At 70.7% G+C, this 22,279-nt stretch carries 26 protein-coding genes; 16 read left to right on the top strand and 10 right to left on the bottom strand.

Annotation, left to right across the window (positions count from 1 at the left end; all coding sequences use genetic code 11):
- Positions 1-112 precede the first annotated feature (112 nt).
- Both OHB44_RS19150 and OHB44_RS19145 read right to left on the bottom strand, forming a co-directional pair.
- Positions 113-310, bottom strand: a complete 198-nt coding sequence (locus tag OHB44_RS19150; protein ID WP_238682431.1) for a hypothetical protein — start codon at positions 308-310, stop codon at positions 113-115.
- Positions 311-861: 551 nt separating this feature from the next.
- A complete protein-coding gene (locus OHB44_RS19145; RefSeq protein WP_330437749.1) occupies positions 862-1,311 on the bottom strand; it encodes a hypothetical protein in 450 nt (149 codons plus the stop codon).
- Positions 1,312-1,457: 146 nt separating this feature from the next.
- Here OHB44_RS19145 and OHB44_RS19140 point away from each other — a divergent pair, with 146 nt between their 5' ends.
- A complete protein-coding gene (locus OHB44_RS19140) occupies positions 1,458-2,654 on the top strand; it encodes an epoxide hydrolase family protein (RefSeq protein ID WP_330437748.1) in 1,197 nt (398 codons plus the stop codon).
- Between the two features lie 5 nt (positions 2,655-2,659).
- Here the strand turns inward: OHB44_RS19140 and OHB44_RS19135 are convergent, their stop codons facing one another.
- On the bottom strand, positions 2,660-3,526 hold the full coding sequence (locus OHB44_RS19135) for a metallophosphoesterase family protein (RefSeq protein WP_330437747.1): 867 nt from the start codon (positions 3,524-3,526) through the stop codon (positions 2,660-2,662).
- A 141-nt stretch (positions 3,527-3,667) separates the two neighbouring features.
- On the opposite strand from OHB44_RS19135, the gene OHB44_RS19130 reads away from it, so the two are divergent.
- On the top strand, positions 3,668-4,519 hold the full coding sequence (locus OHB44_RS19130; RefSeq protein WP_238682427.1) for an alpha/beta fold hydrolase: 852 nt from the start codon (positions 3,668-3,670) through the stop codon (positions 4,517-4,519).
- 89 nt (positions 4,520-4,608) lie between these two features.
- On the opposite strand, the gene OHB44_RS19125 is transcribed toward OHB44_RS19130, so the two are convergent.
- The 5 genes from OHB44_RS19125 to OHB44_RS19105 form a co-directional block, all read right to left on the bottom strand.
- A complete protein-coding gene (locus tag OHB44_RS19125; RefSeq protein WP_238682426.1) occupies positions 4,609-5,625 on the bottom strand; it encodes an acetylserotonin O-methyltransferase in 1,017 nt (338 codons plus the stop codon).
- A gap of 228 nt (positions 5,626-5,853) precedes the next feature.
- Positions 5,854-6,240 (bottom strand): hypothetical protein, encoded by a 387-nt coding sequence (locus OHB44_RS19115; RefSeq protein ID WP_330437746.1) that lies wholly within the window; start codon positions 6,238-6,240, stop codon positions 5,854-5,856.
- A 5-nt stretch (positions 6,241-6,245) separates the two neighbouring features.
- Positions 6,246-6,500 (bottom strand): DUF7161 family protein, encoded by a 255-nt coding sequence (locus OHB44_RS33500; RefSeq protein ID WP_442932705.1) that lies wholly within the window; start codon positions 6,498-6,500, stop codon positions 6,246-6,248.
- 100 nt (positions 6,501-6,600) lie between these two features.
- Positions 6,601-7,206: a GAD-like domain-containing protein gene (locus tag OHB44_RS19110; RefSeq protein WP_330437745.1), complete on the bottom strand. Its 606-nt coding sequence runs from the start codon at positions 7,204-7,206 to the stop codon at positions 6,601-6,603.
- 104 nt (positions 7,207-7,310) lie between these two features.
- Complete coding sequence (locus OHB44_RS19105; RefSeq protein ID WP_330437744.1) at positions 7,311-7,706, bottom strand: hypothetical protein; 396 nt, start codon at positions 7,704-7,706, stop codon at positions 7,311-7,313.
- Positions 7,707-7,789: 83 nt separating this feature from the next.
- Between OHB44_RS19105 and OHB44_RS19100 the strand changes: the two genes are divergently transcribed.
- The 7 genes from OHB44_RS19100 to OHB44_RS19070 all read left to right on the top strand — a co-directional run bounded on the left by OHB44_RS19100 (position 7,790) and on the right by OHB44_RS19070 (position 12,616).
- A complete protein-coding gene (locus OHB44_RS19100) occupies positions 7,790-7,951 on the top strand; it encodes a hypothetical protein (protein ID WP_238659749.1) in 162 nt (53 codons plus the stop codon).
- 66 nt (positions 7,952-8,017) lie between these two features.
- Positions 8,018-8,320, top strand: a complete 303-nt coding sequence (locus tag OHB44_RS19095) for an urease subunit gamma (protein WP_030335444.1) — start codon at positions 8,018-8,020, stop codon at positions 8,318-8,320.
- Positions 8,317-8,664: an urease subunit beta gene (locus tag OHB44_RS19090; protein WP_308193602.1), complete on the top strand. Its 348-nt coding sequence runs from the start codon at positions 8,317-8,319 to the stop codon at positions 8,662-8,664. The genes OHB44_RS19095 and OHB44_RS19090 overlap by 4 nt, the downstream gene beginning before the upstream one ends.
- A complete protein-coding gene (locus OHB44_RS19085; RefSeq protein ID WP_238682421.1) occupies positions 8,661-10,364 on the top strand; it encodes an urease subunit alpha in 1,704 nt (567 codons plus the stop codon). Before OHB44_RS19090 ends, OHB44_RS19085 begins: the two co-directional genes overlap by 4 nt.
- Entirely contained in the window at positions 10,364-11,110 is a 747-nt protein-coding gene (locus OHB44_RS19080) for an urease accessory protein UreF (protein ID WP_330437743.1), read from the top strand. The genes OHB44_RS19085 and OHB44_RS19080 overlap by 1 nt, the downstream gene beginning before the upstream one ends.
- Before the next feature lie 70 nt (positions 11,111-11,180).
- Positions 11,181-11,900, top strand: coding sequence for an urease accessory protein UreG (gene ureG, locus OHB44_RS19075; protein ID WP_442932704.1), 720 nt, complete (start codon positions 11,181-11,183; stop codon positions 11,898-11,900).
- Positions 11,900-12,616 (top strand): urease accessory protein UreD, encoded by a 717-nt coding sequence (locus OHB44_RS19070; RefSeq protein WP_330437741.1) that lies wholly within the window; start codon positions 11,900-11,902, stop codon positions 12,614-12,616. Before ureG ends, OHB44_RS19070 begins: the two co-directional genes overlap by 1 nt.
- Positions 12,617-13,180: 564 nt before the next feature.
- Here the strand turns inward: OHB44_RS19070 and OHB44_RS19065 are convergent.
- Positions 13,181-13,684, bottom strand: coding sequence for a MarR family winged helix-turn-helix transcriptional regulator (locus OHB44_RS19065; protein ID WP_330437740.1), 504 nt, complete (start codon positions 13,682-13,684; stop codon positions 13,181-13,183).
- A 96-nt stretch (positions 13,685-13,780) separates the two neighbouring features.
- Between OHB44_RS19065 and OHB44_RS19060 the strand changes: the two genes are divergently transcribed.
- From OHB44_RS19060 to urtE, 6 genes are all read left to right on the top strand, one after another.
- Positions 13,781-14,863: a substrate-binding domain-containing protein gene (locus OHB44_RS19060; RefSeq protein ID WP_238682416.1), complete on the top strand. Its 1,083-nt coding sequence runs from the start codon at positions 13,781-13,783 to the stop codon at positions 14,861-14,863.
- A gap of 418 nt (positions 14,864-15,281) precedes the next feature.
- The gene (gene urtA, locus OHB44_RS19055) at positions 15,282-16,526 is read left to right on the top strand and encodes an urea ABC transporter substrate-binding protein (protein ID WP_238682415.1); all 1,245 of its coding nucleotides are present in this window, start codon (positions 15,282-15,284) and stop codon (positions 16,524-16,526) included.
- Positions 16,527-16,601: 75 nt separating this feature from the next.
- Positions 16,602-17,489 (top strand): urea ABC transporter permease subunit UrtB, encoded by an 888-nt coding sequence (gene urtB / locus OHB44_RS19050; RefSeq protein WP_112605839.1) that lies wholly within the window; start codon positions 16,602-16,604, stop codon positions 17,487-17,489.
- Positions 17,486-18,673, top strand: a complete 1,188-nt coding sequence (urtC, locus tag OHB44_RS19045; RefSeq protein ID WP_266302298.1) for an urea ABC transporter permease subunit UrtC — start codon at positions 17,486-17,488, stop codon at positions 18,671-18,673. The genes urtB and urtC overlap by 4 nt, the downstream gene beginning before the upstream one ends.
- The gene (urtD, locus tag OHB44_RS19040) at positions 18,670-19,446 is read left to right on the top strand and encodes an urea ABC transporter ATP-binding protein UrtD (protein WP_238682412.1); all 777 of its coding nucleotides are present in this window, start codon (positions 18,670-18,672) and stop codon (positions 19,444-19,446) included. Before urtC ends, urtD begins: the two co-directional genes overlap by 4 nt.
- A complete protein-coding gene (gene urtE / locus OHB44_RS19035) occupies positions 19,446-20,138 on the top strand; it encodes an urea ABC transporter ATP-binding subunit UrtE (protein WP_238682411.1) in 693 nt (230 codons plus the stop codon). The genes urtD and urtE overlap by 1 nt, the downstream gene beginning before the upstream one ends.
- A 15-nt stretch (positions 20,139-20,153) precedes the next feature.
- Here the strand turns inward: urtE and OHB44_RS19030 are convergent, their stop codons facing one another.
- Complete coding sequence (locus OHB44_RS19030; RefSeq protein WP_238682410.1) at positions 20,154-21,188, bottom strand: LacI family DNA-binding transcriptional regulator; 1,035 nt, start codon at positions 21,186-21,188, stop codon at positions 20,154-20,156.
- 133 nt (positions 21,189-21,321) lie between these two features.
- On the opposite strand from OHB44_RS19030, the gene OHB44_RS19025 reads away from it, so the two are divergent.
- On the top strand, positions 21,322-22,269 hold the full coding sequence (locus OHB44_RS19025; protein WP_266302300.1) for a LamG-like jellyroll fold domain-containing protein: 948 nt from the start codon (positions 21,322-21,324) through the stop codon (positions 22,267-22,269).
- Positions 22,270-22,279: the final 10 nt, after the last annotated feature.

Here is a 22,279-nt window from a genome sequence, read left to right as displayed (position 1 = left end):
CGTCGAGGCGGACAGGTTCACGTGAGCTGCCGCAACGAGAACCGTCGAGGTCCCAGTGCTTCGTGACGACTGCGCATTCTCGGGTGACTTCGCCTCCAAGCGCTCGATGAGCCTAAAGCGCGGTGGTCAGCTGAGGCGCCGGATGAACTGACGGTCTCGGGCGCTGACCGAAGCCGTCGGGATGGCCGCTCGGAGGACGACATGGCTTGACGAGCAGCACGTTGCCGGCCGGGTCGGTGATGAAGGCCGCAGCGGCGGCGTAAAACGAAGCCAGGTTGGCGTACCACGTGGCGGGCTCCGTCCAGGTCACCTTGGTGACGCTAGCGGACTGGTCCAGGTGAAGCTCTAACGCCGAATGGATGCCTGAAGCGTGCTGCGCCAACTCCCGACCCCAGTCGCAGGCGGCGTCGGTGCCCCCAGCGCGGGCGTGAGTCACGGCCCTCATCCCACGATGGTGATCAAGAGATTTGCGGGACTTTTGAAGGTCAAACTTCCCGCAAACCTCTTGATCACGAAGGTCGGCGCGGTAGCCGAGGTCAGGGCGATCACCGGGGTCAGGGCGACCGCCGGGAGTGGGCGGTGGGAGTGGGCGGTGGGTGGGACGTTGCTGCTTCAGGCTGCTCTGGCCGCCGCTGGCGGCGGCCAGAGCAGCCGAGCTGACGAGCTGCGGACAGTGTCGCGCCGGCTGAGGTTCGGTGTCGGCCTCTGGCGCGTACCGTGATCGCCGACGTTGCCCGCGCGCGGCCGGCGCCGGCTGGCGTGGCGCGACTGGCCACTGTGGTCGGTCTCACCCGCTGACGGGACGCGCGCCGGCGCTCCGACCGGATAACTCCGCGCCGAAGCCAACTGGCCCCGGCAGGGTCAGTGCTCCCAGAGGTCCTCGGTGCGGAAGTACCTGGCGGTGAACGCCTCTTCCAGGGAGCCGGTGTCCGTCTCATCTGTCCACCAACCCGGCCAGACGTCGACACCGGAGGGCTCGCTGATGGCCGTCAGGACGGTGGAGCACCGGTGACAGCGCCGAGGTGCCGAGTCACGGAACCGCCCGCCGCAGTCGCATCGCCGCAGCCGCGCCTCAAGTGCCGCCATCAGCGTGGGGTAGGCCCTGTCCTCGGAGGGGAGCGCGTCCGCGATGGTCCTGAACGTCTTGTCGTAGTAACCGACATCCACCCGCATCGGGCAGCTGTCGCAGTAGAGGAAATAGCAGTCCAGCAGTGGCGAGTGGTCGAGGCGGTGGAGGCGTTCGTGGCACTCCGGACAGGCGACTTCCTCGCCGTTCAGCCAGTTGTCGTCGTCTTCGTCCGGTTGGCTCACTGGTTGATCTTCCCATGGGTGTCACGCCGAGGAGCGGCGGCGATTCGCGTTTCGGCCCGGGTGGCGTCGGCCCGCTGTGAGACTGGGCGAGTGCCGGCACGTCGGTGCATCGGCGCTGGCCGACTCGACTTTGCGAGGTGGGGAAGATGTCCAACGACAGCGAAATTCGTCCCTTCCGGCTCGACACGCCGGAGGACGTGATCGCCGACCTGCGTCGCCGGATTGCGGCTACCCGCTGGCCCACCCGCGAGTTGGTCACCGATCGATCCCAGGGTGTGCAGCTGGCGACGATCCAGGAGTTGGCCCGCTACTGGATGACCGATTACGACTGGCGTGCGTGCGAGACGACGCTGAATTCGCTGCCGCAGTACACGACGAACATCGACGGCGTCGAGATTCACTTCATCCACGTACGGTCGCAGCACGAGAACGCCCTGCCGCTGATCATGACGCACGGCTGGCCGGGCTCGGTCGCCGAGCTGCTCGGGGTCGTCGGCCCGCTGACCGACCCGACGGCGCACGGCGGCACGCCCGAGGACGCGTTCCACCTGGTGCTGCCGTCGTTGCCGGGCTACGGCTTCTCCGGCGAGCCGACCGAGCCTGGCTGGGATTCCGCGCGGATGGCACAGGCGTGGGCGAAACTGATGGACCGCCTCGGGTATTCGCGTTACGTCGCACAGGGCGGCGACGTCGGCGCGGCCGTTACGGACGCCATGGGACGTCAAGCACCCGAGGGGCTGCTCGGCATCCACGTCAACCTGCTCGCCGGGGCGGTCGGCATCAAGGACAAGCTGCCGGCGAATTCCGAGCAGGAACGTGCCGCGCTCGAGGCGCTCAAGCTGTTCTCGATGGACGGTTTCGGCTACTTCCTGGAGCAGTCCACCCGGCCGCAGACGATCGGCTACTCGCTGCTGGACTCACCTGTCGGGATGGCGGCCTGGATGCTCGACCACGACACGGACAGCTACTACAAGATCTCCCGCGCGTTCCTCGACGGTGAGCCGGCCGGCGGTCTCACCCGGGACAGCATCCTCGACAACATCACGCTGTACTGGTTGACGGGCACCGGTGCTTCGTCCGCCCGGTGGTACTGGGAGCAGGGGCGGTTTCAAGCAGCGGCCCAGGCGGCCGGTCAGGCTCCGCCGCCGGTCACGGTGCCGGTCGGCTTCACCACGTTCCCCGGCGAGATCTGGGCCGCTCCGCGTAGCTGGGCCGAGGCGGTCTATCCCGGCATCGCGTACTTCAACGAGGCTGACCGCGGCGGGCACTTCGCGGCGTGGGAGGAGCCAGAACTCTTCTCCGCCGAGGTGCGGGCCGCGTTCGGGCCGCTGCGGAAAACCTGACGGTCTCACCCGCTGACGGACGTGCGCCGGCGCCAGTCGTCCGCCGGGTGGATGGTGCGTACCGGGTCGGGCACCGGCCCTCGGGGCTGCCACTCGCGGGGGTAGCCGAGGGAGACCTCCTCGAAACGCACCCCGTCGTGGATGGTGGTGCGGGGGATGTGCAGGTGCCCGTAGACCACTGTGGCCGCGTCGAAGCGCAGGTGCCAGTCGCTGGTGCGGACCGTGCCGCACCACTGGGCGAAGACCGGGTACAGCAGGACGTCGGTGGGTTCCCGCACCAGCGGGTAGTGGTTGACCAGCACCGTTGGCAGCGCCGTGTCGCGTTCGGCCAGCCGGCGTTCGGTCTCGGTGATCCGGGCCGCGCACCACGCCTCCCGGCTCGGGTACGGGTCGGGGTGCAGCAGCGCCTCGTCCGTGCACACCACACCGGCCGCGTACGCCAGGGCCAGCGACTCCTCCTGGGTGCGCGCCTCGGGCACCCGGAAGGTGTAGTCGTAGAGCACGAAGAGCGGGGCGATGGTGGCCGGGCCGCCGTCGCCGTCCCACACCGGGTACGGATCTTCCGGGGTGAGCACCCCCAACCGCCGGCACATCCGCACCAGTTCGCGGTAGCGCTCCTCGCCGCGCAGCGTGACCGGGTCGCGCGGTGGTGTCCACAGCTCATGGTTGCCCGGCGCCCAGACGACCCGCGCGAACCGACTGCTCAGCAGCCCAAGGGCCCACTCGACGTCGGCGAACCGGTCGGCGACGTCGCCGGCGACGAGCAGCCAGTCGCCCTCGTTGTCCGGGTGTAGATCCTGCACGAATGCGCGGTTCTGCGGGTGCCCGACGTGCAGGTCGCTGACGGCCCGCAGCCGGGGCGGAAGTTTCACCCCCCGAGGTTAGGACGACACGGGCGGCCCGCGGAAGCTCTGCGCCTGCCGTTCGCGCCCGATCTGAGGGCCCGCATATCCGGCGACCCGACGGGAAAGCGCGGGGGGTCCGACAGCCCGAGACCGGAGCAGGAGACAAACATGCCTTTCATCACCGTGGGGACGGAAAACTCCGCGCCCATCGACCTGTACTACGAGGATCACGGTTCCGGTAAGCCGGTGGTGCTGATCCACGGCTTCCCGTTCAATGGCGCAACCTGGGAGAAGGAGACGCGGGCGTTGCAGGACGCCGGATACCGGACGATCACCTACGATCGCCGCGGTAACGGTAACTCCGCCCAGCCGGCCTTCGGGTACGACTACAACACGTTCGCAGCGGACCTGGACGTGTTGATGACCGAGCTGAACCTGAACGAGGTGACCCTGATCGGTCACTCGATGGGCACCGGCGAGGTGGTCCGTTACCTGGGCAACTACGGCTCGCAACGGGTCAGCCGGGCGGTGCTGCTCAGCCCACTGCAACCGATGCTGGCCAAGGCGAGCGACAACCCGGAGGGCGTCGAGCGGAGCCTGTTCAAGGGCTTCCAGGACGCCATCATCAAGGACCGGTTCGCCTACCTGACGTCCTTCTGTGACGCGTTCTTCAACCCGGACCAGAACATGGGCAAGCGGGTCAGCGAAGAGGCGTACCGGGCGCACTGGCAGATCGGCGCGATGGCCTCCGGTAAGGCTACCCACGACAGCGTGAACGCCTGGCAGGAAGACTTCCGTCAGGACCTGCCGAAGATCGACATTCCGGTGTTGATCGTGCAGGGTGACCAGGACCGGGTGCTGCCGTATCCGGTGACCGGTCAGCGGCTCGGGCCGATGATGCCGACCGGCACGCTCGTCACGCTCAAGGGCGCGCCGCACGGTATCCCGTGGACCCACGCCGACGAGGTCAACAAGGCGGTTCTGGACTTCATGAAGCAGCCCGCCAAGGCTCGCGCCTGACCCGTACCGGTAGCCGATCGGACGCCCGCGCCGTGAGGCGCCGCGACACCCGGCCCACGGTTCGCACCGGGGCCGGGTGTCGTCGTCGGTCAGGGCCGGCGGGCCACCACCGCGCCGTTGGCGCCCGGCGCGTCGAACGGCACGGTACGCACGTCGACGAAGCCGGCGTCGGTGAGCCACGCCGCGTACTCGGCGCCCGAGTAGTTCCGGCCGCCCTCGGTCTCGACAAGCATGTTCATCCCCATCAGGGCCGCCTCCGGCGGTCCGGTGCGTTCGTCGTTGAGCAACAGCTCGCAGACGACGATCGCCCCGCCGGACGGCAACGCCGCGTGGCAGCGGGCCAGCAACGCCCGGTTCGTCGGCTCGTCCCAGTCATGCAGGATCATGCTGAGCAGGATGACGTCGTGCCCGTCCGGCAGCGCCGGGTCGGCGAGGAAGTCACCGGCCACCGCGTCGATCCGCCCGGTCAGCCCAGCCTCGGCGATCCGCTCCCGGGCGCGCACGCAGACGTGCGGCAGATCCAGGACGGTCGCCCGCAGCTCGGGCAGACGGCGGCAGAACTCGATCGGGAACGCGCCCGCGCCGCCGCCCACGTCGAGCAACCGGCGATGCGCGGAGAAGTCGTACGCGTCGGCCAGCGCGCTGGCGGTGAAGCTCGACGTGGAGAACATCGCGTCCCAGAACTGCGCCAGCATCTGGGGGTCCTCGGTGTCGAACATCGACTGTTGGGCCTCCGGATCCCAGGTCAAGGGTCGATCCGTGCGCAGGGCGTCGCCGATGCGGTGCCAGGGCAGGTAGGTGCGCAGGTCCGAGTAGCGGACCTGCGCCCCGAAGTAGTACGGGCGGCCCTCGACCAGGAACTGCTCGGCCAACTCGGAGTTGCGGTAACCGTCGCCGGCCTTCTCCAACAGGCCGAGCGACGCACTGGCGGCCAGCAGCAGGTCAGCGGGCCGGTCGGGCAGCCCGAACTCGGCGGCAGCCTGCTCGACGGTCATCGTCCGCCCGCCGGCGAGCCGGGTGAACAGACCGAGTTCGACGCCGGCCGCGAGGGTCTTGAACCCCCACACACCGGCCACTAGACGCATGAGGGGAGTCGGGGTGATCACCACGACATGAGATCACACATCACACGTTTCCACGATGGACGCTCACGCCCGGAGCAGCGTCACCATCCCTGCGGCCACCAGCACCCCGGCCCAGAGCCGGTCCACGTTGAACCGGGCCCGACGCAGCACACCGACCCCGAGCACCGGGACCGGCGACCACGTGGGCGTCCCGTTCGCCGGCGTGGCAGCGCCGCAGCCCGCCGGATCCCGCTGACCGGCTGCCTCCGGCTAACCGGCGATCGTCCAAGCCACAAGTGCCGGCAGGGTCAGTAGGTAGGCGCTGCCGCAGAACCGGAACGCGCTGTCCGTGGCGCGACCGGACAGTCCACGACGGCCGGTGAGCACCTCCAGCGGAGTCGTGCCCTCGTTGTCACCGCCGTCCTCGAAGGTCAACGCAGACACCAGGAGCAGGACGTCGGCCGCGATGAGAAGGGGCCACGCAGACGGTGGCGCGGCGAATCCGGCGTAGATCAGCGGCCCCAGCACGATCGCGGGCACGATGCCGAGCGAGAAAGCGCTCACGATGGTCGCGATGATGGCGTACCAGCCGAACGTCGTCAGTCGCAGAAGCACAGCCAGTCCGACGACCATGACCTGAACAACACCCATTGACACCGCAGTCACCCTTCTACGACCGCATCGCGTACCGCGAGCTGGTCAAACCTGACCCGCGTCCTCGTCGGAGCGGCGTCCCCGCTGGTCTGCACCGTCAGAGTGGCTGTCGGGCTGGGCGTGTCCTCGACGATGACCACGTCCGTCACACCTGCAGGCAGGTCGGCAGGCCATCCGGCATCGTCGGTCGGGTCACTGGTCAGGAGGCGCGCGGCACGCCCCTTCAGGCCCGTGTCGGTAGCCCGCACCGGCCGCCACACCATCAACGCCGGCCGGGGAGGCTGGTTGACGGGCACATGCGAAGGCCCGGCCGTGCTCGCTGGCGCCCAGCTGCCGTCCGGCTGTCGGCGGCGCCTGGGCCGGTCACTGACCGATCCACATGTGCAGGAGGTCTTCCCTGTCCACGACGCGGCGCTCGGAGAGCTCGGCGAGCAGCTCCAGATGAACGGGTCCGTCGACGATCTCGGCCTGGTCGGGGCGCAGCGCCCCGCCGAGACCCAAGGCCGGGACAAAGCCATAGATGGTGTCGGGGCCCACCGGACCACGCAGTGCGAGTATCCGATCGAACAACGGCTTCCTGTCGGCACCGTGAAGGTCAACGCTGCGGCGGTCCTGGGACATCAACAGAGCGTAGAGCCGGTCATCGCGGCGATCGTCCGACATCGCGCGGTCCGCCCGATCCGTGTGGACCACCCACCCGTACTGCGCGCTGATCGTCAACCGTGAGCCTGTCTGCTGCCCCCACACCTGCACATCGCCGAACGCGCTGCGGCTCACGGCAATCCATCGTTCTTCTTCCGGTAGGGCAAGGCCGTTGGTCCACGCGTCGACCGCCGGCTGCCACACCTCGGGATCACACAACCAGAACGATCCGTTACCGAAGCCGGCGAATCCGTACGTACGCCAGTGCCGCTGATCTGCCGGCGAGCTAGCCGGGCAGCATATGGCGACTCGCCAAGGTACACCCACGGCGTACCGTGTGCCGGCTGCGATTCGCGCCGTCGGCACCAGTGGGGTGGAACTGACCGGCTGGCGGGAGTAGGCATCGCCCGCACGAAACAGGCTTGCGCGGATCAGCCGGTGAACCGCTGGCCAACCCGCCGCCCCGCGAGGCTCACCACGGTGCTGCCGGCCGCCATCCCGACCAGAACCAGAATCCCCCCGACCACCCACAACCCGCTGTCGTCGGTCGACGCGGCCCGCCACGACCACACCACCGTGAACGCCACAGTCATCACCGGCGCCACCAGCCACGGGCTGAGCCGCGTCCCGGCGAGCGCGGCCAGCAGCACGAGCGTCAACACACAGCCGATCACCTGCCACGGCTCGTACGGGCCGCTGCTCGCGCCGGTCTGCGCGTCGACCGTGTACCGGGTGTCCCAGCCCAGCCAGAGGATCCACGCCCCGACCGTGGCCGCCGCCAGGAACAGAACACCGAGCAGTGCCCGGGTACCCCTCGTCGCCGTCATCCGGTGATCATCCCCTGCCTGCCGCTCTACCGGAACACGGACCGGTAGCCGACCAGATCCCTGATGGACTGTTGCCTCGGTCGGTGGCGATCCTCTACGGTCTGCTCAGCGGTGGGCGGTGCGGTCCGCATCCGACCCGACACCGCCGGTTGCCCGTCGTGCGGGCCGGGATGGTGGAGTCCCGGGTCGCCCCGTCGGCGGTGACCCGGCGGTCGTGTGACTCCCAGCTCGTCCCCGGGCGCTGATGCCCGGCGTGGCTCCGTGCGGAGCCGACGACGAGCCGGGGCACGCCGACCCACCGGGAGAGCCCCGTGTTCCTCAGCCCGCACGAGCAGGACCGCCTGCTCGTCCACGTCGCGGCCGATGTCGCCCGCGCCCGCCGCGAACGCGGCCTGCGCCTCAACTACCCCGAAGCCGTCGCGGTGATCACCGCGTTCCTCCTCGAAGGGGCCCGCGACGGGCGGTCGGTGGTCGACCTGATGTCCGCCGGCCGGGCGGTTCTCGGTCGCGACGACGTCCAGGACGGCATCCCCGAGCTGCTGAGGGAGGTGCAGGTGGAGGCGACGTTCCCGGACGGCACCAAGCTCGTGACGGTGCACCACCCGATCCCGTGATCCCCGGGGAGATCCTGCCGGCGGCGGACCCGGTCGAGATCAACGTGGGTCGTCCGGTGACCACACTGCTCGTGGTCAACACCGCCGACCGCCCGGTGCAGGTCGGCTCGCACTACCACTTCGCCGAAGCCAACCCGGCGCTGTCGTTCGACAGGGGCGCGGCCTGGGGCCAACGGCTCGCCGTTCCGGCCGGCACCTCCGTCCGGTTCGAGCCGGGCATCAACCGCAGCGTCGACCTCGTGCCACTCGGCGGCGCACGCGTCGTGCCGGGCCTGCGCGCAGAGTGCGCGGGACCGCTGGACCCGTCGCCGCACGCGGTCACGGCCGACGGGTCGCCGCGGTGAGCGCCGTGCGGCGGGACCGCTACATCGACCTGTACGGCCCGACGACCGGTGACCGGATCCGACTGGCCGACACCAACCTGCTGATCGAGGTGGAGACCGACCACTGCGTGGGCGGCGACGAGGCCGTCTTCGGCGGCGGGAAGGTGATCCGCGAGTCGATGGGACAGTCCCGTGCCACCCGCGCCGAAGGGGCACTGGACACCGTCATCACCGGCGCGGTGGTACTCGACCACTGGGGAGTGGTCAAGGCCGACGTGGGGCTGCGCGACGGGCGCATCGTGGCCCTCGGCCGGGCCGGTAACCCGGACACCATGCCCGGTGTCCACCCCGACCTGGTCATCGGCCCGTCGACCGAGGTGATCGCGGGCAACGGGCGGATCCTCACCGCCGGCGCTGTCGACACCCACGTGCACTTCATCTGCCCGCAGATCGTCACCGAGGCGCTGGCCAGCGGCATCACCACGATGGTCGGCGGCGGCACCGGGCCGGCCGAAGGGACCCGCGCGACAACCGTCACCCCGAACGCCTGGCACCTGGCCCGGATGCACGAGGCGCTGGACACCATGCCGGTCAACGTGCTGCTGCTCGGCAAGGGCAACACCGTCTCCACCGAGGCGCTGTGGGAACAACTGCGGGCCGGTGCGGGCGGTTTCAAGCTGCACGAGGACTGGGGCACCACACCGGCGGCGATCGACGCCTGCCTGCGGGTGGCGGACGCGTCCGGGGTCCAGGTGTCGATCCACACCGACACGCTCAACGAGGCCGGCTTCGTCGCCGACACCCTGCGGGCGATCGGCGGGCGGGCGATCCACTCGTACCACACCGAGGGAGCCGGTGGCGGGCACGCACCGGACATCATCACCGTGGCCAGCGAACCGAACGTGCTGCCGTCGTCGACCAACCCGACCCGGCCGTACACCGCCAACACCCTGGCCGAGCACCTGGACATGTTGATGGTCTGCCACCACCTCAACCCGTCGGTGCCGGAGGACCTGGCCTTCGCCGAGAGCCGGATCCGACCATCCACGATGGCCGCCGAGGACCTGCTGCACGACCTCGGCGCGATCTCGATCATCGGTTCCGACTCGCAGGCGATGGGCCGGGTCGGCGAGGTGATCACGCGGACCTGGCAGAGCGCCCACGTGATGAAGGACCGGGTCGGCGCGCTGCCGGGCGACGGGCCCGCCGACAATCACCGGGCCCGGCGGTACGTGGCGAAGTACACCATCTGCGCCGCGATGGCCAACGGGCTGGAACGGGAGGTCGGCTCGGTCGAACCGGGCAAGCTCGCCGACCTGGTGCTCTGGGACCCGGCGTTCTTCGGCGTCCGGCCGCTGCTGGTGATCAAGGGCGGCATGATCGCGTACGCCCAGATGGGCGACGCCAACGCCTCGATCCCGACACCGCAGCCGATGCTGCCCCGGCCGATGTTCGGGGCGTACGGCGCGGCGGCGGCCGCCACCAGCCTGGCCTTCGTGGCCCCGGCGGCGCTGGACGCCGGGCTCCGCCTGGACGTGCGTCGTCGGGTGGTGCCGGTGAGTGACGTACGGTCGCGGGGCAAGGCCGACCTGCCGGAGAACAACGCGATGCCGCGCATCGAGGTGGACCCGGACACCTTCACGGTACGGATCGACGGGCAGGTGGTGGAGCCGGACCCGGTGACCCGGCTGCCGATGGCCCAGCGGTACTTCCTGTTCTGATGGCGACGCCGAGCCTGCTGTTGTTGTTGGCCGACGGACGCTTCCCGGCCGGGGCGCACGCGCACTCCGGTGGTCTGGAGGCGGCCGTCGCCGCCGGCCGGGTCACCGACCTGGCGTCGTTGGAGGCGTTCCTGGCCGGGCGACTGGCCACCGCCGGTCTGGTCGGCGCGGCGTTCGCGGCGGCCGCTCACCGGGTGGCGATGCCCGAGCCGATCGGCTCGGCGCACCCGGCCCGGTCCGCCCAACCGTCGGACACGCCGGCTGAGTCCGCCGCTCGGTCGCGGGCGCTGGCTCGGCTCGACGCGGAGCTGGACGCGCGTACCGCCGCCCCGGCGTTACGGGCGGTCTCGCGCCGACAGGGCCGGGCGTTGCTGCGTGCCGGCCGGACCATCTGGCCGGACGCCCCGTTCGCCGATCTGCCCGCGACGCCCGGTGGGGCACACCAACCGCTGGTGCTCGGGCTGCTCTGCGCCGCGGCCGGGCTGTCCCGAGTCGAGACCGCCACGATCGCCGCGTACGGGACGCTGACCGGGGCGGCCAGCGCCGGCGTACGGCTGCTCGGCCTCGACCCGTACCAGGTCCAGGCCCTGCTGGTCGGCTTGGCCGACGCCTGCGACGGCACGGCCGCCGACGCGGCGCGGGCCGCCGACGACCCACCGGAGCGGCTGCCGGCCGCCGCCGCTCCACTGGCCGACATTCATGCCGAAATCCATGCCACCTGGGAGGTGCGTCTCTTTGCGTCCTGACACCGTTGTGCCGAGCGCTGTGCCCGCCGTCGAACCGATCACTCCGTCGGCGGCCACGCCGCCGCCGGCCATGCCACCCCATGACGAGACCGTTCCGCACACCCATCCGGAGCCGGGGGTGGACCCCCATCCGCCGTTGGCGCGTGCCGGCCGTGCCCTGCGGGTCGGCATCGGCGGACCGGTCGGTTCCGGTAAGACGGCCCTGGTGGCGGCGCTCTGCCGTGCCTTCGCCGACGAGTTGCGGCTCGGCGTGGTGACAAACGACATCTACACGACCGAGGACGCCGACTTCCTCCGGCGGGCCGGCGTGCTGGACCCGGCCCGGATCCGCGCGGTGGAGACCGGTTGCTGCCCGCACACGGCGATCCGCGACGACATCGGCGCCAACCTGGACGCCGTTGACGAGTTGGCCGAGGCGGTCGGCCCGCTGGACCTCGTCCTGGTGGAGAGCGGTGGGGACAACCTGACCGCGACCTTCAGCCGGGGGCTGGTCGACCGGCAGATCTTCGTGGTCGACGTGGCGGGCGGGGACAAGGTGCCCCGCAAGGGCGGGCCGGGGGTCACCGCCGCCGACCTTCTCGTGATCAACAAGACCGACCTGGCGCCGATGGTGGGTGCCGACCTCGCCGTCATGGATCGTGACGCGCGGGCCCGGCGCGGCGACCTCCCGACCCTCTTCCTGTCCATCGTGGGAGACCCCACGGCAACGTCGGTCGCGGACTGGATCCGGCACGAGTTGACCCACCACGCCGCCCTGCACCCGCTGGCCGTGCCGGTCGGCCCGGCCTGATGCGAGCGCTCGCTCGGCTGGTCGCCCGGGCCGACGGGCGGGGCGGTACGGCCCTGGTCGAGTTGCACGGCGAAACGCCGTTGCTGCTGCGCCAGACCCCGACCGACGGTGGTGTCGCCACTGTGCACCTCGTCGGCGGGGCGGCCGGACCACTCGCCGGAGACGATCTGCGCCTGGAGATCGAGGTCGGGCCGGGCGCGGCCGTCCGGGTGCACAGCGTCGCCGCGTCGATCGCCCTGCCGGGTCGCGCGGGTGCCGTGTCCCGGATGGCGGTGCGGGCGGTGATCCACGCCGACGCCACGCTGCACTGGCTTCCGGAACAGTTGGTCGCGGCGGCCGGCTGCGCGCACCTCGCCGAGTCCCGGATCGAGCTGGCCGCCGGCGCGAGCCTGCGGTGGCGCGACGAGCTGATCTGCGGCCGGTACGGCGAGGCGCCCGGCGGCGCCGTCGTACACACCCAGGTCGACTACGCGGGTCGACCACTGCTGCGTCAGTCCCTCGCGGTGGGACCGCAGGCGCCGGGCTGGGCCGGCCCGGCGGTCCTTGGCGGCGCCCCGGCCACCGGATCGCTGCTGGTGGTCGACCCCTCGCGACCCGCCGAACCGCCAACGGCCGAGGGCAGCGTCGCCCGGCTGCCATTGGCCGGCGGCCCCGCCACACTGTGGACGGCCACCGCTCCCGACGCGCACACCCTGCGCACCCACCTAACGGTCTAGGAGCCGCTACCGGGCCGAGTGCCGGTCTTGGCGGTCTTGCTGGTCTTGGCGGTCCTGCCGGTCCTGCTGGGCCTGCCGGTCCTGCTGGGCCTGCTGGTCCTCCTGGTCTTGCTGGTCTTGGCGCAATGCCGTCTTGGCCCTGCGCGACGCCGCCATGGCCCGTGTCCCCCGCGGCGGCCGAGCGGGGATTGGCCTCGACCGCCGAAACCGTTCCCGAGGCCAGGTTGGTGCAGAGCACGACGGTGCCGGCCGGCGGACACTCCAGAAAGCGTGATGTCTGTGAGTCATCACGGTGACTCACAGACATCACGCTTCCTGCCGTGTGGGGTGGGAGGTCGGGCCGCGCTCACGGCCGTGCCGAACTAACCGCGAGCCCGAACGCCCGGAGCCGAACGCCCGGAGCCGAACGCCCGGAGCCGAACGCCCGGAGCCGAACGCCCGGAGCCCGCAGCCCGCAGCCCGCAGCCCGCAGCCCGCAGCCCGCAGCGGGGAGCGGGGAGCGGGAAACGGCAGCGCGGAGCGGGAAGGGGAAGGGGTCAGCGGGGAAGGGGAGCGGGGAAGGGGTCAGCGGTGTGGGCCGGCCGCGTCGGCGTGCACTCGTTGCCGGGCCGGGTCGAGGCGGTCGATCAGGTCGTCGAGCTGGCGTACGAGGTTGGCGGCCGGGGGCGTGCCCGGCTCGCTGGTCTCCGCGACGCCCATCTCCGTGATGCCCAGTTCGGCGATGCTGGCTCGGACCCGCTCGTCCAGGCGGGCGTGCTCACGGCGGCCCCGAGCGGTCAGGTACGCCCGGATGCGTCGGCGGTCGATCGGATCGATCCGGCGGAAGACGAGGTTGCGGTCGACGAGTTGGTCGACCAGCTTGGTGAGGGTGCCCGGCGGCAGCGACGCCTCGGCGGACACCTCGCTCATCGGGTGGCCCTGGCCGTCGGCGAGCAGGCAGAGCACGCGCCACGCCTCGATGCTGATCGCGTCGTCGGCCAGAATGGCGCCCAGTCGGCGGGAGAGCAGCCGTTCGGCGCGGGTGAGCGAGCGCAGCAGGTCGGCTGGCGTCCCGGGCACGTGTGACATGAAACTCCCTGGGCCGGTGGCCCTGTCATGGTAGCGAGTCGTCCCGGTCAGTGGTGAACGCTGGTCTTCCGTCGTGGGCCGGGCAATCATGTGCTCATGTCCGCGCCGGCACCGCCGTGGCTGACCGTCGACCGTGCCGTGGTCAGCATCGCGCTGGTCTATCCGATGCGCGGGCCGGCCGGCATGTTCGGCCCCACCTGTGAGCTTTGCGCGCAGCTCGCGGTCGAGGAGATCAATCGGTGCGGTGGCGTGCTGGGCCGGGAGGTTCGCCTGGTGCCGGTCGACGGTGGCGCACCGCCGGCAGAGGTGGCCGCCGAGGTCGAGGCGTTGGTGTCGGTGGGGGCCGTGCAGGGAGTGACGGGGTGGCACATCTCCTCGGTGCGCCAGGCGTTGGCGCCCCGCGTCGCGCACCGGGTGCCGTACGTCTACACCGCACTCTACGAGGGCGGCGAACACACCGAAGGGGTCTTCCTGACCAGCGAGACGCCGGATGCCCAACTGTGGCCCGCGATGCGGCTCCTCGCCGGGGAACAGGGTGTGCGCCGCTGGTTCGTGGTCGGCAACGACTACGTGTGGCCGCGCCGTACGTCCCGGGCCGCCCAGCGGTACGCGCTGCGTGCCGGTGGGCAGGTGGTGGGCCGGCACTTCCTGCCGTTGGACGCGCACGACTTCACCGAGGTGTTGCGCCGCATCGAGCACAGTGACGCGGACGCCGTGTTGATGCTGCTGGTCGGTGCCGACGCGGTGCGGTTCAACCGCGCGTTCGCCCGATCCGGCCTGGACCAGCGCTGCCTGCGGCTGAGCACCCTGATGGACGAGAACATGCTGTTGGCCAGCGGCGCCGGCGCGACCCGGAGGCTGTACAGCACTGCGGGTTTCTTCGCCGGGCTGGTCACCCAGGAGAATCTCGACTTCCACGGCGAGTTCGCGCGGCGTTTCGGGGTGGAGGCGCCGCCGCTGGGCAGCCTGGGGGAGTCCTGCTACGAGGGCGTCATGCTGCTCGCCGCGCTGATCGGCCAGGCCCGCACCCTCGACGTGCGGGCCATCGAGACGGCCGCCGACACGGTCACCTATCAGGGGCCGCGTGGGCGGTTGCGGCTGCGTCAGCGGCACGTCCGGCAGCGCATCTACCTGGCCGAGGCCGACGGGCTCGACTTCACAGTGCTCGCCCAGCTCTGAACCGGGGGGCAGTCAGCCCACCCGACCCTTGACAGCGCCACCCGATCCCGTCCTAAGATGCTTCCTGCGTGAAGTATCTGGCCACGGGGTCAGGTCTCACCATTGCGTGCCCACCGTTGGCGGATTCGTCCGCCAGCCATTGTGGTGGCACTTATTCTGCGTCTTTCCGAACGGCCGACACCGTTTCCTCCCCAACGGTGTCGGCCGATTTTCGTGCGCGCCTCGACGTCCCCTCGGAAACAGTCAATTAAGGACTGGGAAACACCGGCGCAATCATGCCGGTCGACGCTTTCGGTGCCCATAACCGATCCGGTGCCCTGCGCGACGTCCACCCGTCGACCTTGGCACCGCCCACGTCAGCTCCATCGGACCGCACCGACCGTCCTAACGCCACTTGAGTGCACCGCAGGGAGAGTAGATGTCATTATTCCGGGGCCGCCGCATCCTGGCGGGTGCCATGACCCTGGTCGCCGCGGCCGCGTTGACCGCGTGCGGCAGCAAGACCACCGACGAGGGCGGCGCGACCGGCGTCACCGCCGACGTCTCCGGCGACACCGTCAAGGTGGGCCTGCTCAACTCGCTCTCCGGGACCATGGCGATCAGCGAGGTCACCGTCCGCGACTCCATCATGCTCGCCGTCGAGGAGATCAACGCGGCCGGCGGTGTCCTCGGCAAGAAGATCCAACCGGTCGGTGAGGACGGCGCCTCGGACTGGCCCACCTTCGCCGAGAAGGCCGAGAAGCTCATCTCCGAGGACCGGGTGGCCGCCGTCTTCGGCTGTTGGACGTCGGCCAGCCGCAAGGCGGTCAAGCCGGTGTTCGAGAAGAACAAGGCGTTGCTGTTCTACCCGGTGCAGTACGAGGGACTTGAGCAGTCGCCCTACATCTTCTACACCGGAGCGACGACCAACCAGCAGATCGTTCCCGGACTTGACTACCTCAAGTCGCAGGGCGCCAAGTCGGTCTATCTGGTCGGTAGCGACTACGTCTTTCCGCGAACCGCGAACAAAATCATCAAGGCGTACGCGGCCGCGAACGGGATGACAGTGCTGGGTGAGGATTACGCGCCGCTGGGCTCCACCGAGTTCGGCACCATCGTCAACAAGGTCAAGTCGTCCGGCGCGGACGCGGTGTTCAACACGCTCAACGGTGACAGCAACGTGGCCTTCTTCAAGGAGTACAAGTCGGCGGGTCTGAGCGCCGCCGCGATGCCGGTGGTGTCGGTGTCGATCGCCGAGGAAGAGGTAAAGGGCATCGGCACCCAGTACCTGGAGGGCCAGCTGACGGCCTGGAACTACTACCAGACCACGCCGGGCGCGGCGAACTCGAAGTTCGTGGCCGCGTACAAGGCGAAGTACGGCGCGGACAAGCCGACCAGCGACCCGATGGAGGCCGCGTACGTCAGCGTGCACCTGTGGAAGGCGATGGTCGAGAAGGCCGGGGCCTTCGATGTGGAGAAGGTCCGTTCCGCCTCGGACGGGATCACCTTCGACGCGCCGGAGGGTCTGGTCACCGTCGACGGCAAGACCCAGCACATCGCCAAGACCGCCCGGATCGGCAAGATCGGCGCGGACGGCCTGATCACCGAGGTGTGGAACTCCGGCAAGCCGGTCGCGCCGGACCCGTACCTCAAGACCTACCCGTGGGCGAGCGGCCTGAGCTGACGACGCCGGCCCGGGCGGAACGCGTTGCCGCGCGCTCCGCCCGGGCCACCCGACCAGCAGTTCGGAGTACCCACAGTGACAGTCCTCTTCGGTCAACTCTTCACCGGCATCAGCATCGGCGCGGTGCTGCTGCTCATCGCGCTCGGCCTCGCGCTGACCTTCGGCCAGATGAACGTGATCAACATGGCGCACGGTGAGTTCATCATGGCCGGCGCGTACACCACCTATGTCCTGCAACAGAGCATCACCGGCGCCGGCCTGTCGCTGGCGGTCGCGCTGCCGGTGGCGTTCGTGGTCGCCGGCACCATGGGTGTCCTGCTGGAGGTGCTGCTCATCCGCCGGCTCTACGCCCGGCCGCTGGACACCCTGCTGGTCACCTGGGGCGTGTCACTGATCTTGCAACAACTGGCCCGGGACATCTTCGGCAGCCCGAACGTGCAGACCCGCGCGCCCGAGCTGCTCACCGGCAACGTGGCGCTGCCCGGCGGGCTGACCATCGCCAACAACCGGCTGTTCATCCTGGCCCTGGCGCTGGCCGCCGTCGCGGCGCTCACCCTGGCGCTGCGACTCACCCCGCTCGGGCGTCGTATCCGCGCTGTGGTGCAGAACCGCGACCTCGCCGCCGTGTCCGGCATCGCCACCTCTCGGGTCGACCGGACGACCTTCTTCCTCGGCTCCGGCCTGGCCGGGCTCGCCGGGGTGGCCCTCACCCTGCTCGGCCCGATCGGCCCGACCATGGGCACCAACCTGATCATCGACGCCTTCCTGGTCGTCGTGGTCGGCGGGATCGGCCAACTCAAGGGCAGTGTGATCGTCGCCTTCGCCCTCGGCGTGCTCCAGGCCACCGGGGAGTACCTGACCACCCTCAGCGTCGCCAAGGTGATCGTGTTCGTGGCGATCGTCGCGTTCCTCCAGTGGCGGCCACAGGGCCTGTTCACCCTGCGGACCAGGAGCCTCGCATGACAGCCGTCACCCCCGCGCCACCCGACACCGCCGTCCGCCCGGCGCCCGCCGGCGCCGTACCACCGGGCCGCCCCGCCGGCCGCTCACGGATGCGGACGCTGGCCGGCTTCGCCTTCGGCGCGGCGCTGCTGTTCGCCGTCGCCCCGCTGGTGTTGTCGGACTTCCGGTTGGCGTTGCTGGCCAAGTACCTCTGCGTCGCCATGGTCGCGGTCGGCATCGGGATCGCCTGGGGCCGGGGTGGGATGCTCACGCTCGGCCAGGGTGTCTTCTTCGGCCTGGGCGGCTACGCGATGGCCATGCACCTCAAGCTCGCCGACGCGGGTCCGGGTGGGATGCCCGACTTCATGCAGCTGTACGGGCAACTCGACGAGCTGCCGCTGTGGTGGCGGCCGTTCGCCAGCCCGTGGTTCGCGTTGCCCGCCACGGTGCTGCTGCCGATGATCGTCGCCTTCGGGCTCGGCTCGCTGGTCTTCCGTCGCCGGGTCCGCGGCGCGTACTTCGCCATCCTCAGTCAGGCGCTCGCCGCCGCGATGGTGATCCTGCTGATCGGCCAGCAGGGCACCACGGGTGGCACCAACGGGCTCACCGACATCAAGGGCTTCTTCGGCTACGACCTGGACGACCCGGTCAACCAGCGGATGGTGTACTTCATCATCGCCGGGACGCTGCTGGCGTTGCTCGCACTGGCCCGCCAGCTCATCCACAGCCGCTACGGCGAGTTGCTGGTGGCGGTTCGCGACGGTGAGGAACGGGTCCGCTTCCTCGGCTACGACCCGGCGTCGGTCAAGCTGGTGGCGTACGTGGTGGCGGCGGGCATGGCCGGGCTGGCCGGTGCGCTGTTCGTGCCGGCGGTGGGCATCATCTCGCCCGCGCTGATCGGCATCGTCCCGTCGATCGAGTTCGTCATCGGCGTCGCGGTGGGCGGCCGGGCGACACTGCTCGGTCCGGTGCTCGGCGCGGTGGCGGTGGCCTGGGCGCGTACCGCCCTCTCCGAGCGTTTCCCGGGCACCTGGACGTACCTGCAGGGGTTGCTCTTCGTGGTCGTGGTGGCGTTCCTTCCCGGCGGCCTGGCGTCGCTGTGGGCCTTGGCCCGCCGCCGTGACGTCGACGCGCAGCCGCTGCGGCGCGGGCGGTTGTCGCTGGGCCGACGACGCGCCGAGCGGACGGAGGTACCGGCGGCATGAGCGGCGAGCGGTTGGACGGGTTGTCCGTCAGTGACGTGCGGGTCAGCTTCGACGGTTTCACCGCGGTGGACGGCGTCTCGTTGGAGGTGCCCGCCGGCGACATCCGGTTCCTGATCGGGCCGAACGGCGCCGGCAAGACCACACTGGTCGACGCGATCACCGGTCTGGTCCGGGCCACCGGTTCGGTCCGGTTCGGTGACGAGGAACTGCTCGGCCGGCCGGTGCACCGGATCAGCCGGCTCGGCATCGGGCGAACCTTCCAGACCTCGACGGTCTTCGAGGAGCTGTCGGTGTTGCAGAACCTCGACATCGCGGCGGGCGCCCGACGCAGCTGGGCGACACTGGCCCGCCGTCGCCGAGGTGTGCCCGACGAGATCGCCGCCGCGCTGGAGACCATTGGTCTGGCCGAGCGGGCCGCGGACCTCGCCGGGACGCTCGCACACGGCCAGAAGCAGTGGCTGGAGATCGGCATGCTGCTGGTGCAGGACGCGCGGTTGCTGTTGCTGGACGAGCCGGTCGCCGGGATGAGCCACGAGGAACGCGACGCCACCGGCGCTCTGCTGGAGTTGGTGAGCCGGGATCGCACCGTCGTCGTGATCGAGCACGACATGGACTTCCTGCGTCGTTTCGCGCGCAGCGTCACAGTGCTGCACGCCGGCCGGGTGCTCAGCGAGGGCACAGTCGCGCAGGTCCAGGCGGACCCGCGTGTGCAGGAGGTCTACCTTGGCCACCCGGTCGACGCCGGGTCGGCCCGTACCGGCCTGGAGGCATGATGCTGACGCTGCGCGGGGTGCACGCCGGGTACGGGCGTTCTCGGGTGCTGCACGGGGTCGATCTGGCGGTTCCGCCCGACGGGGTGGCCGCCGTGCTCGGGCACAACGGCGCTGGCAAGAGCACCCTGCTGCGGGTCGCGGCCGGGCTGCTGCGCCCGAGTGCCGGCACCGTCGAGCTGGACGGCGAGGACGTCACGCGCGCCGGACCGCACGAGCGGGTGGCGCGGGGGATGGCGTACGTCCCGCAGGGTCAGCAGTGCTTCCCGCACCTGACCGCGGCGGAGAATCTGCGGCTGGTCGCCGACGGTCGGCGCGACGGGGCGGTGGCCACCGCGGAGGTGCTGGATCTGTTTCCGGCGTTGCGCCAGTTGCTGCGGCGCCGGGCCGGGCTGCTCTCCGGCGGCCAGCGCCAGCAGTTGGCCATCGCCCGAGCCTTGATCACCCGGCCGAGGCTGCTGATGCTCGACGAGCCGACCGAGGGTATCCAGCCGTCGGTGGTCGCGGAGATCCAGGAGCGGATCGTCGAGTTGACCCGGCAGTCCGGGTTCAGCGTGCTCCTCGTCGAGCAGCACCTGGGCTTCGCGCTGCGGGTGGCGGACCGCTACCACGTGTTGGAGTCCGGTCGGGTCACCTCGCACGGCGACGGGGGCGTCACGGCCGAGCGGGAGGTCCGGGCGGCGTTGGCGGTGTGATCGGGGTGGCGTCGGTCAGGTTCTCGGTGCGGGCCCGGTCGAGTCGCGGACGACCAGCAGGTGCCCGGTAGGGCGGCGGCGAGGGCGTGTCGTGCGCGGCTTGAGCGCGAGGGTGAGTGCCGTGCGGCCCATCTCGGTCATCGGCAGGCGGATGGTGGTGAGGCTGGGCGCGAGGTCGGCCGCCACGGAGACGTCGTCGAAGCCGACCACCGACATCCGCGCGGGCACCGGCACGCGGCGGGACCGCAGCGTCGACAGCACGCCCATCGCCATCACGTCGTTGAGCGCGATGATCGCCGTCGTCTCCGGATGCTCGTTGAGGATCTGCTCGGCGGCGGCGCGTCCACCGCCGCGGGTGAAGTCGCTGTGCACGACGGCGAGGTCGGCGGGGGACCGCCCGCGCTGCCGCAGGGCCGACGACACCCCGGCCAGCCGGTCGGCGACCGTGGTGAGGCCGGCGCTGCCGGCGGCGACAGCGATCCGCCGGTGGCCGAGGTCCATCAGGTGCTGGGCGAGCGCGTGGCCGCCGGCCTCGTTGTCCGGCAGGACGGCGTCGACGCCGAGCGCGTGTCGTCCGATGGCGGCTGCCCGTCCGCCGTGGTCCTGGAACGCGGCCAGTTCGGCGCGGGCCGCGCTCTCCATCCGTGGGTCGTCGTAGCCGGAGCCGCTGATCAGCACGATGCCGACCCGTTGGGCGATGAGGTGGCGCAGCTGTTGCAGCTCGTAGTCGGGGTCGCGGCCGGACTGGCAGATCTGCACCAGCAGCCCCTGCTCGGCAGCGAGTTGGATGACCCCGGCGGCGATCTCGGAGAAGTACGGGTCGTCGACCTGGTGGACGATCAACCCCACGGTGGAGGTGGCCCCACTGGCCAGGGTGCGGGCGTACGGGTTGGCCACGTAGCCCAGCTCACGGGCGATCTGCCGGATCCGGTCGGCGACCTCGGCGCTGACCCCCTCGCGGCCGGCGAGTGCTCGGGAGGCGGTCGCCAGGGAGACGGCGGCGTGTTCGGCGACGTCAACGAGGCGCGGCCGCCGGCTGGCCCTGGGCATCCGCAATCCTCCGAAAACATTCATCCCGCCCGATCTGTTGCGAGCGACATCGATCGAAGCCTAGGGTACGTAAGCGCTTACGTAAGCGCTTACGTGACCGGCATCCGGCATGCCGCGAAACGAGGTGACAGCCATGTCCAGGGCCCGACGAGCAGCCGTCTCCCTCCTGGCGATCGGCGCACTGACCGGCGCCAGCGCGCCACCGGCGCAGGCGGATCGCAGCATCCCGTCCGACGTCCACCCGGCGCTGCGCGCGCACCTGGTCGCCGCGTACGACTTCGACCACCCGGTGCCCGGCGACCCCGCCCTGGAGCGCGACCAGGGGCGTTCCGGCACCGAGATCGAGCTGATCAACGGCGGTGTCGCCATGCGGGTGCCGGACCGCGCCTACCGGGGCAGCCGCAACGCGGTACAGACCCGGCAGGTCGCCCCCGCCGTCGCCGGCAACGACGACTGGAAGGCCGGCACCTGGTCGGCCAGCGGGGTGCGGACGCTGCGGGCCTTCAGCGCCACCGCCGGCACCACGGTCATGGGCTGGTTCAAGCTGAACATGGACAGCCCGCTGCCCAACTCCACCACCGCCGACCCGGACGACAGGTACAACGCGATCGGCCTGGCCGGAGTGCTGACCGGCGACTCCGACGGCCACGGCGTCCGCGCCCTGCTGGAGCTGATCGACGTCGACGGGGAGTTGCGTCTCGTCGCGCTCGGCCGGCGGCTCGACGGCGGCAACTCACAGACCTTCGCCGCCACCCGCGACTGGCGCGAGCTGCTGCCGGTCGGGGAGTGGGTGCACCTGGCCGCCACCTTCGACTTCACCACCGGCGCGCTCGCCCTCTACCGCAACGGCGAACCGGTCGACGGCTTCTACACCCGCGCCGACGACCCGTGGCTGGTGTCCGGGCCGGGCCCGCACGTGACCACCGCGTCCGACCCCCGGGGCATCAAGATCGGCGGCAGCTTTCCCCAGGACACCCTGGAACGCAACCCGTGCGACTGCCGGATGGACGGCCTGATGTTCCTCGACAGTGTGGTCTCCGCGAACGACGTGCGGAGGCAGTACCGCCACCTTGCCCGCTGACCACCCTCGG

This window comes from Micromonospora sp. NBC_00821 (genome assembly GCF_036347035.1).
Taxonomy (GTDB): Bacteria; Actinomycetota; Actinomycetes; order Mycobacteriales; family Micromonosporaceae; genus Micromonospora; species Micromonospora hortensis.
This window is presented reverse-complemented; position numbering and strand designations above follow the sequence as displayed.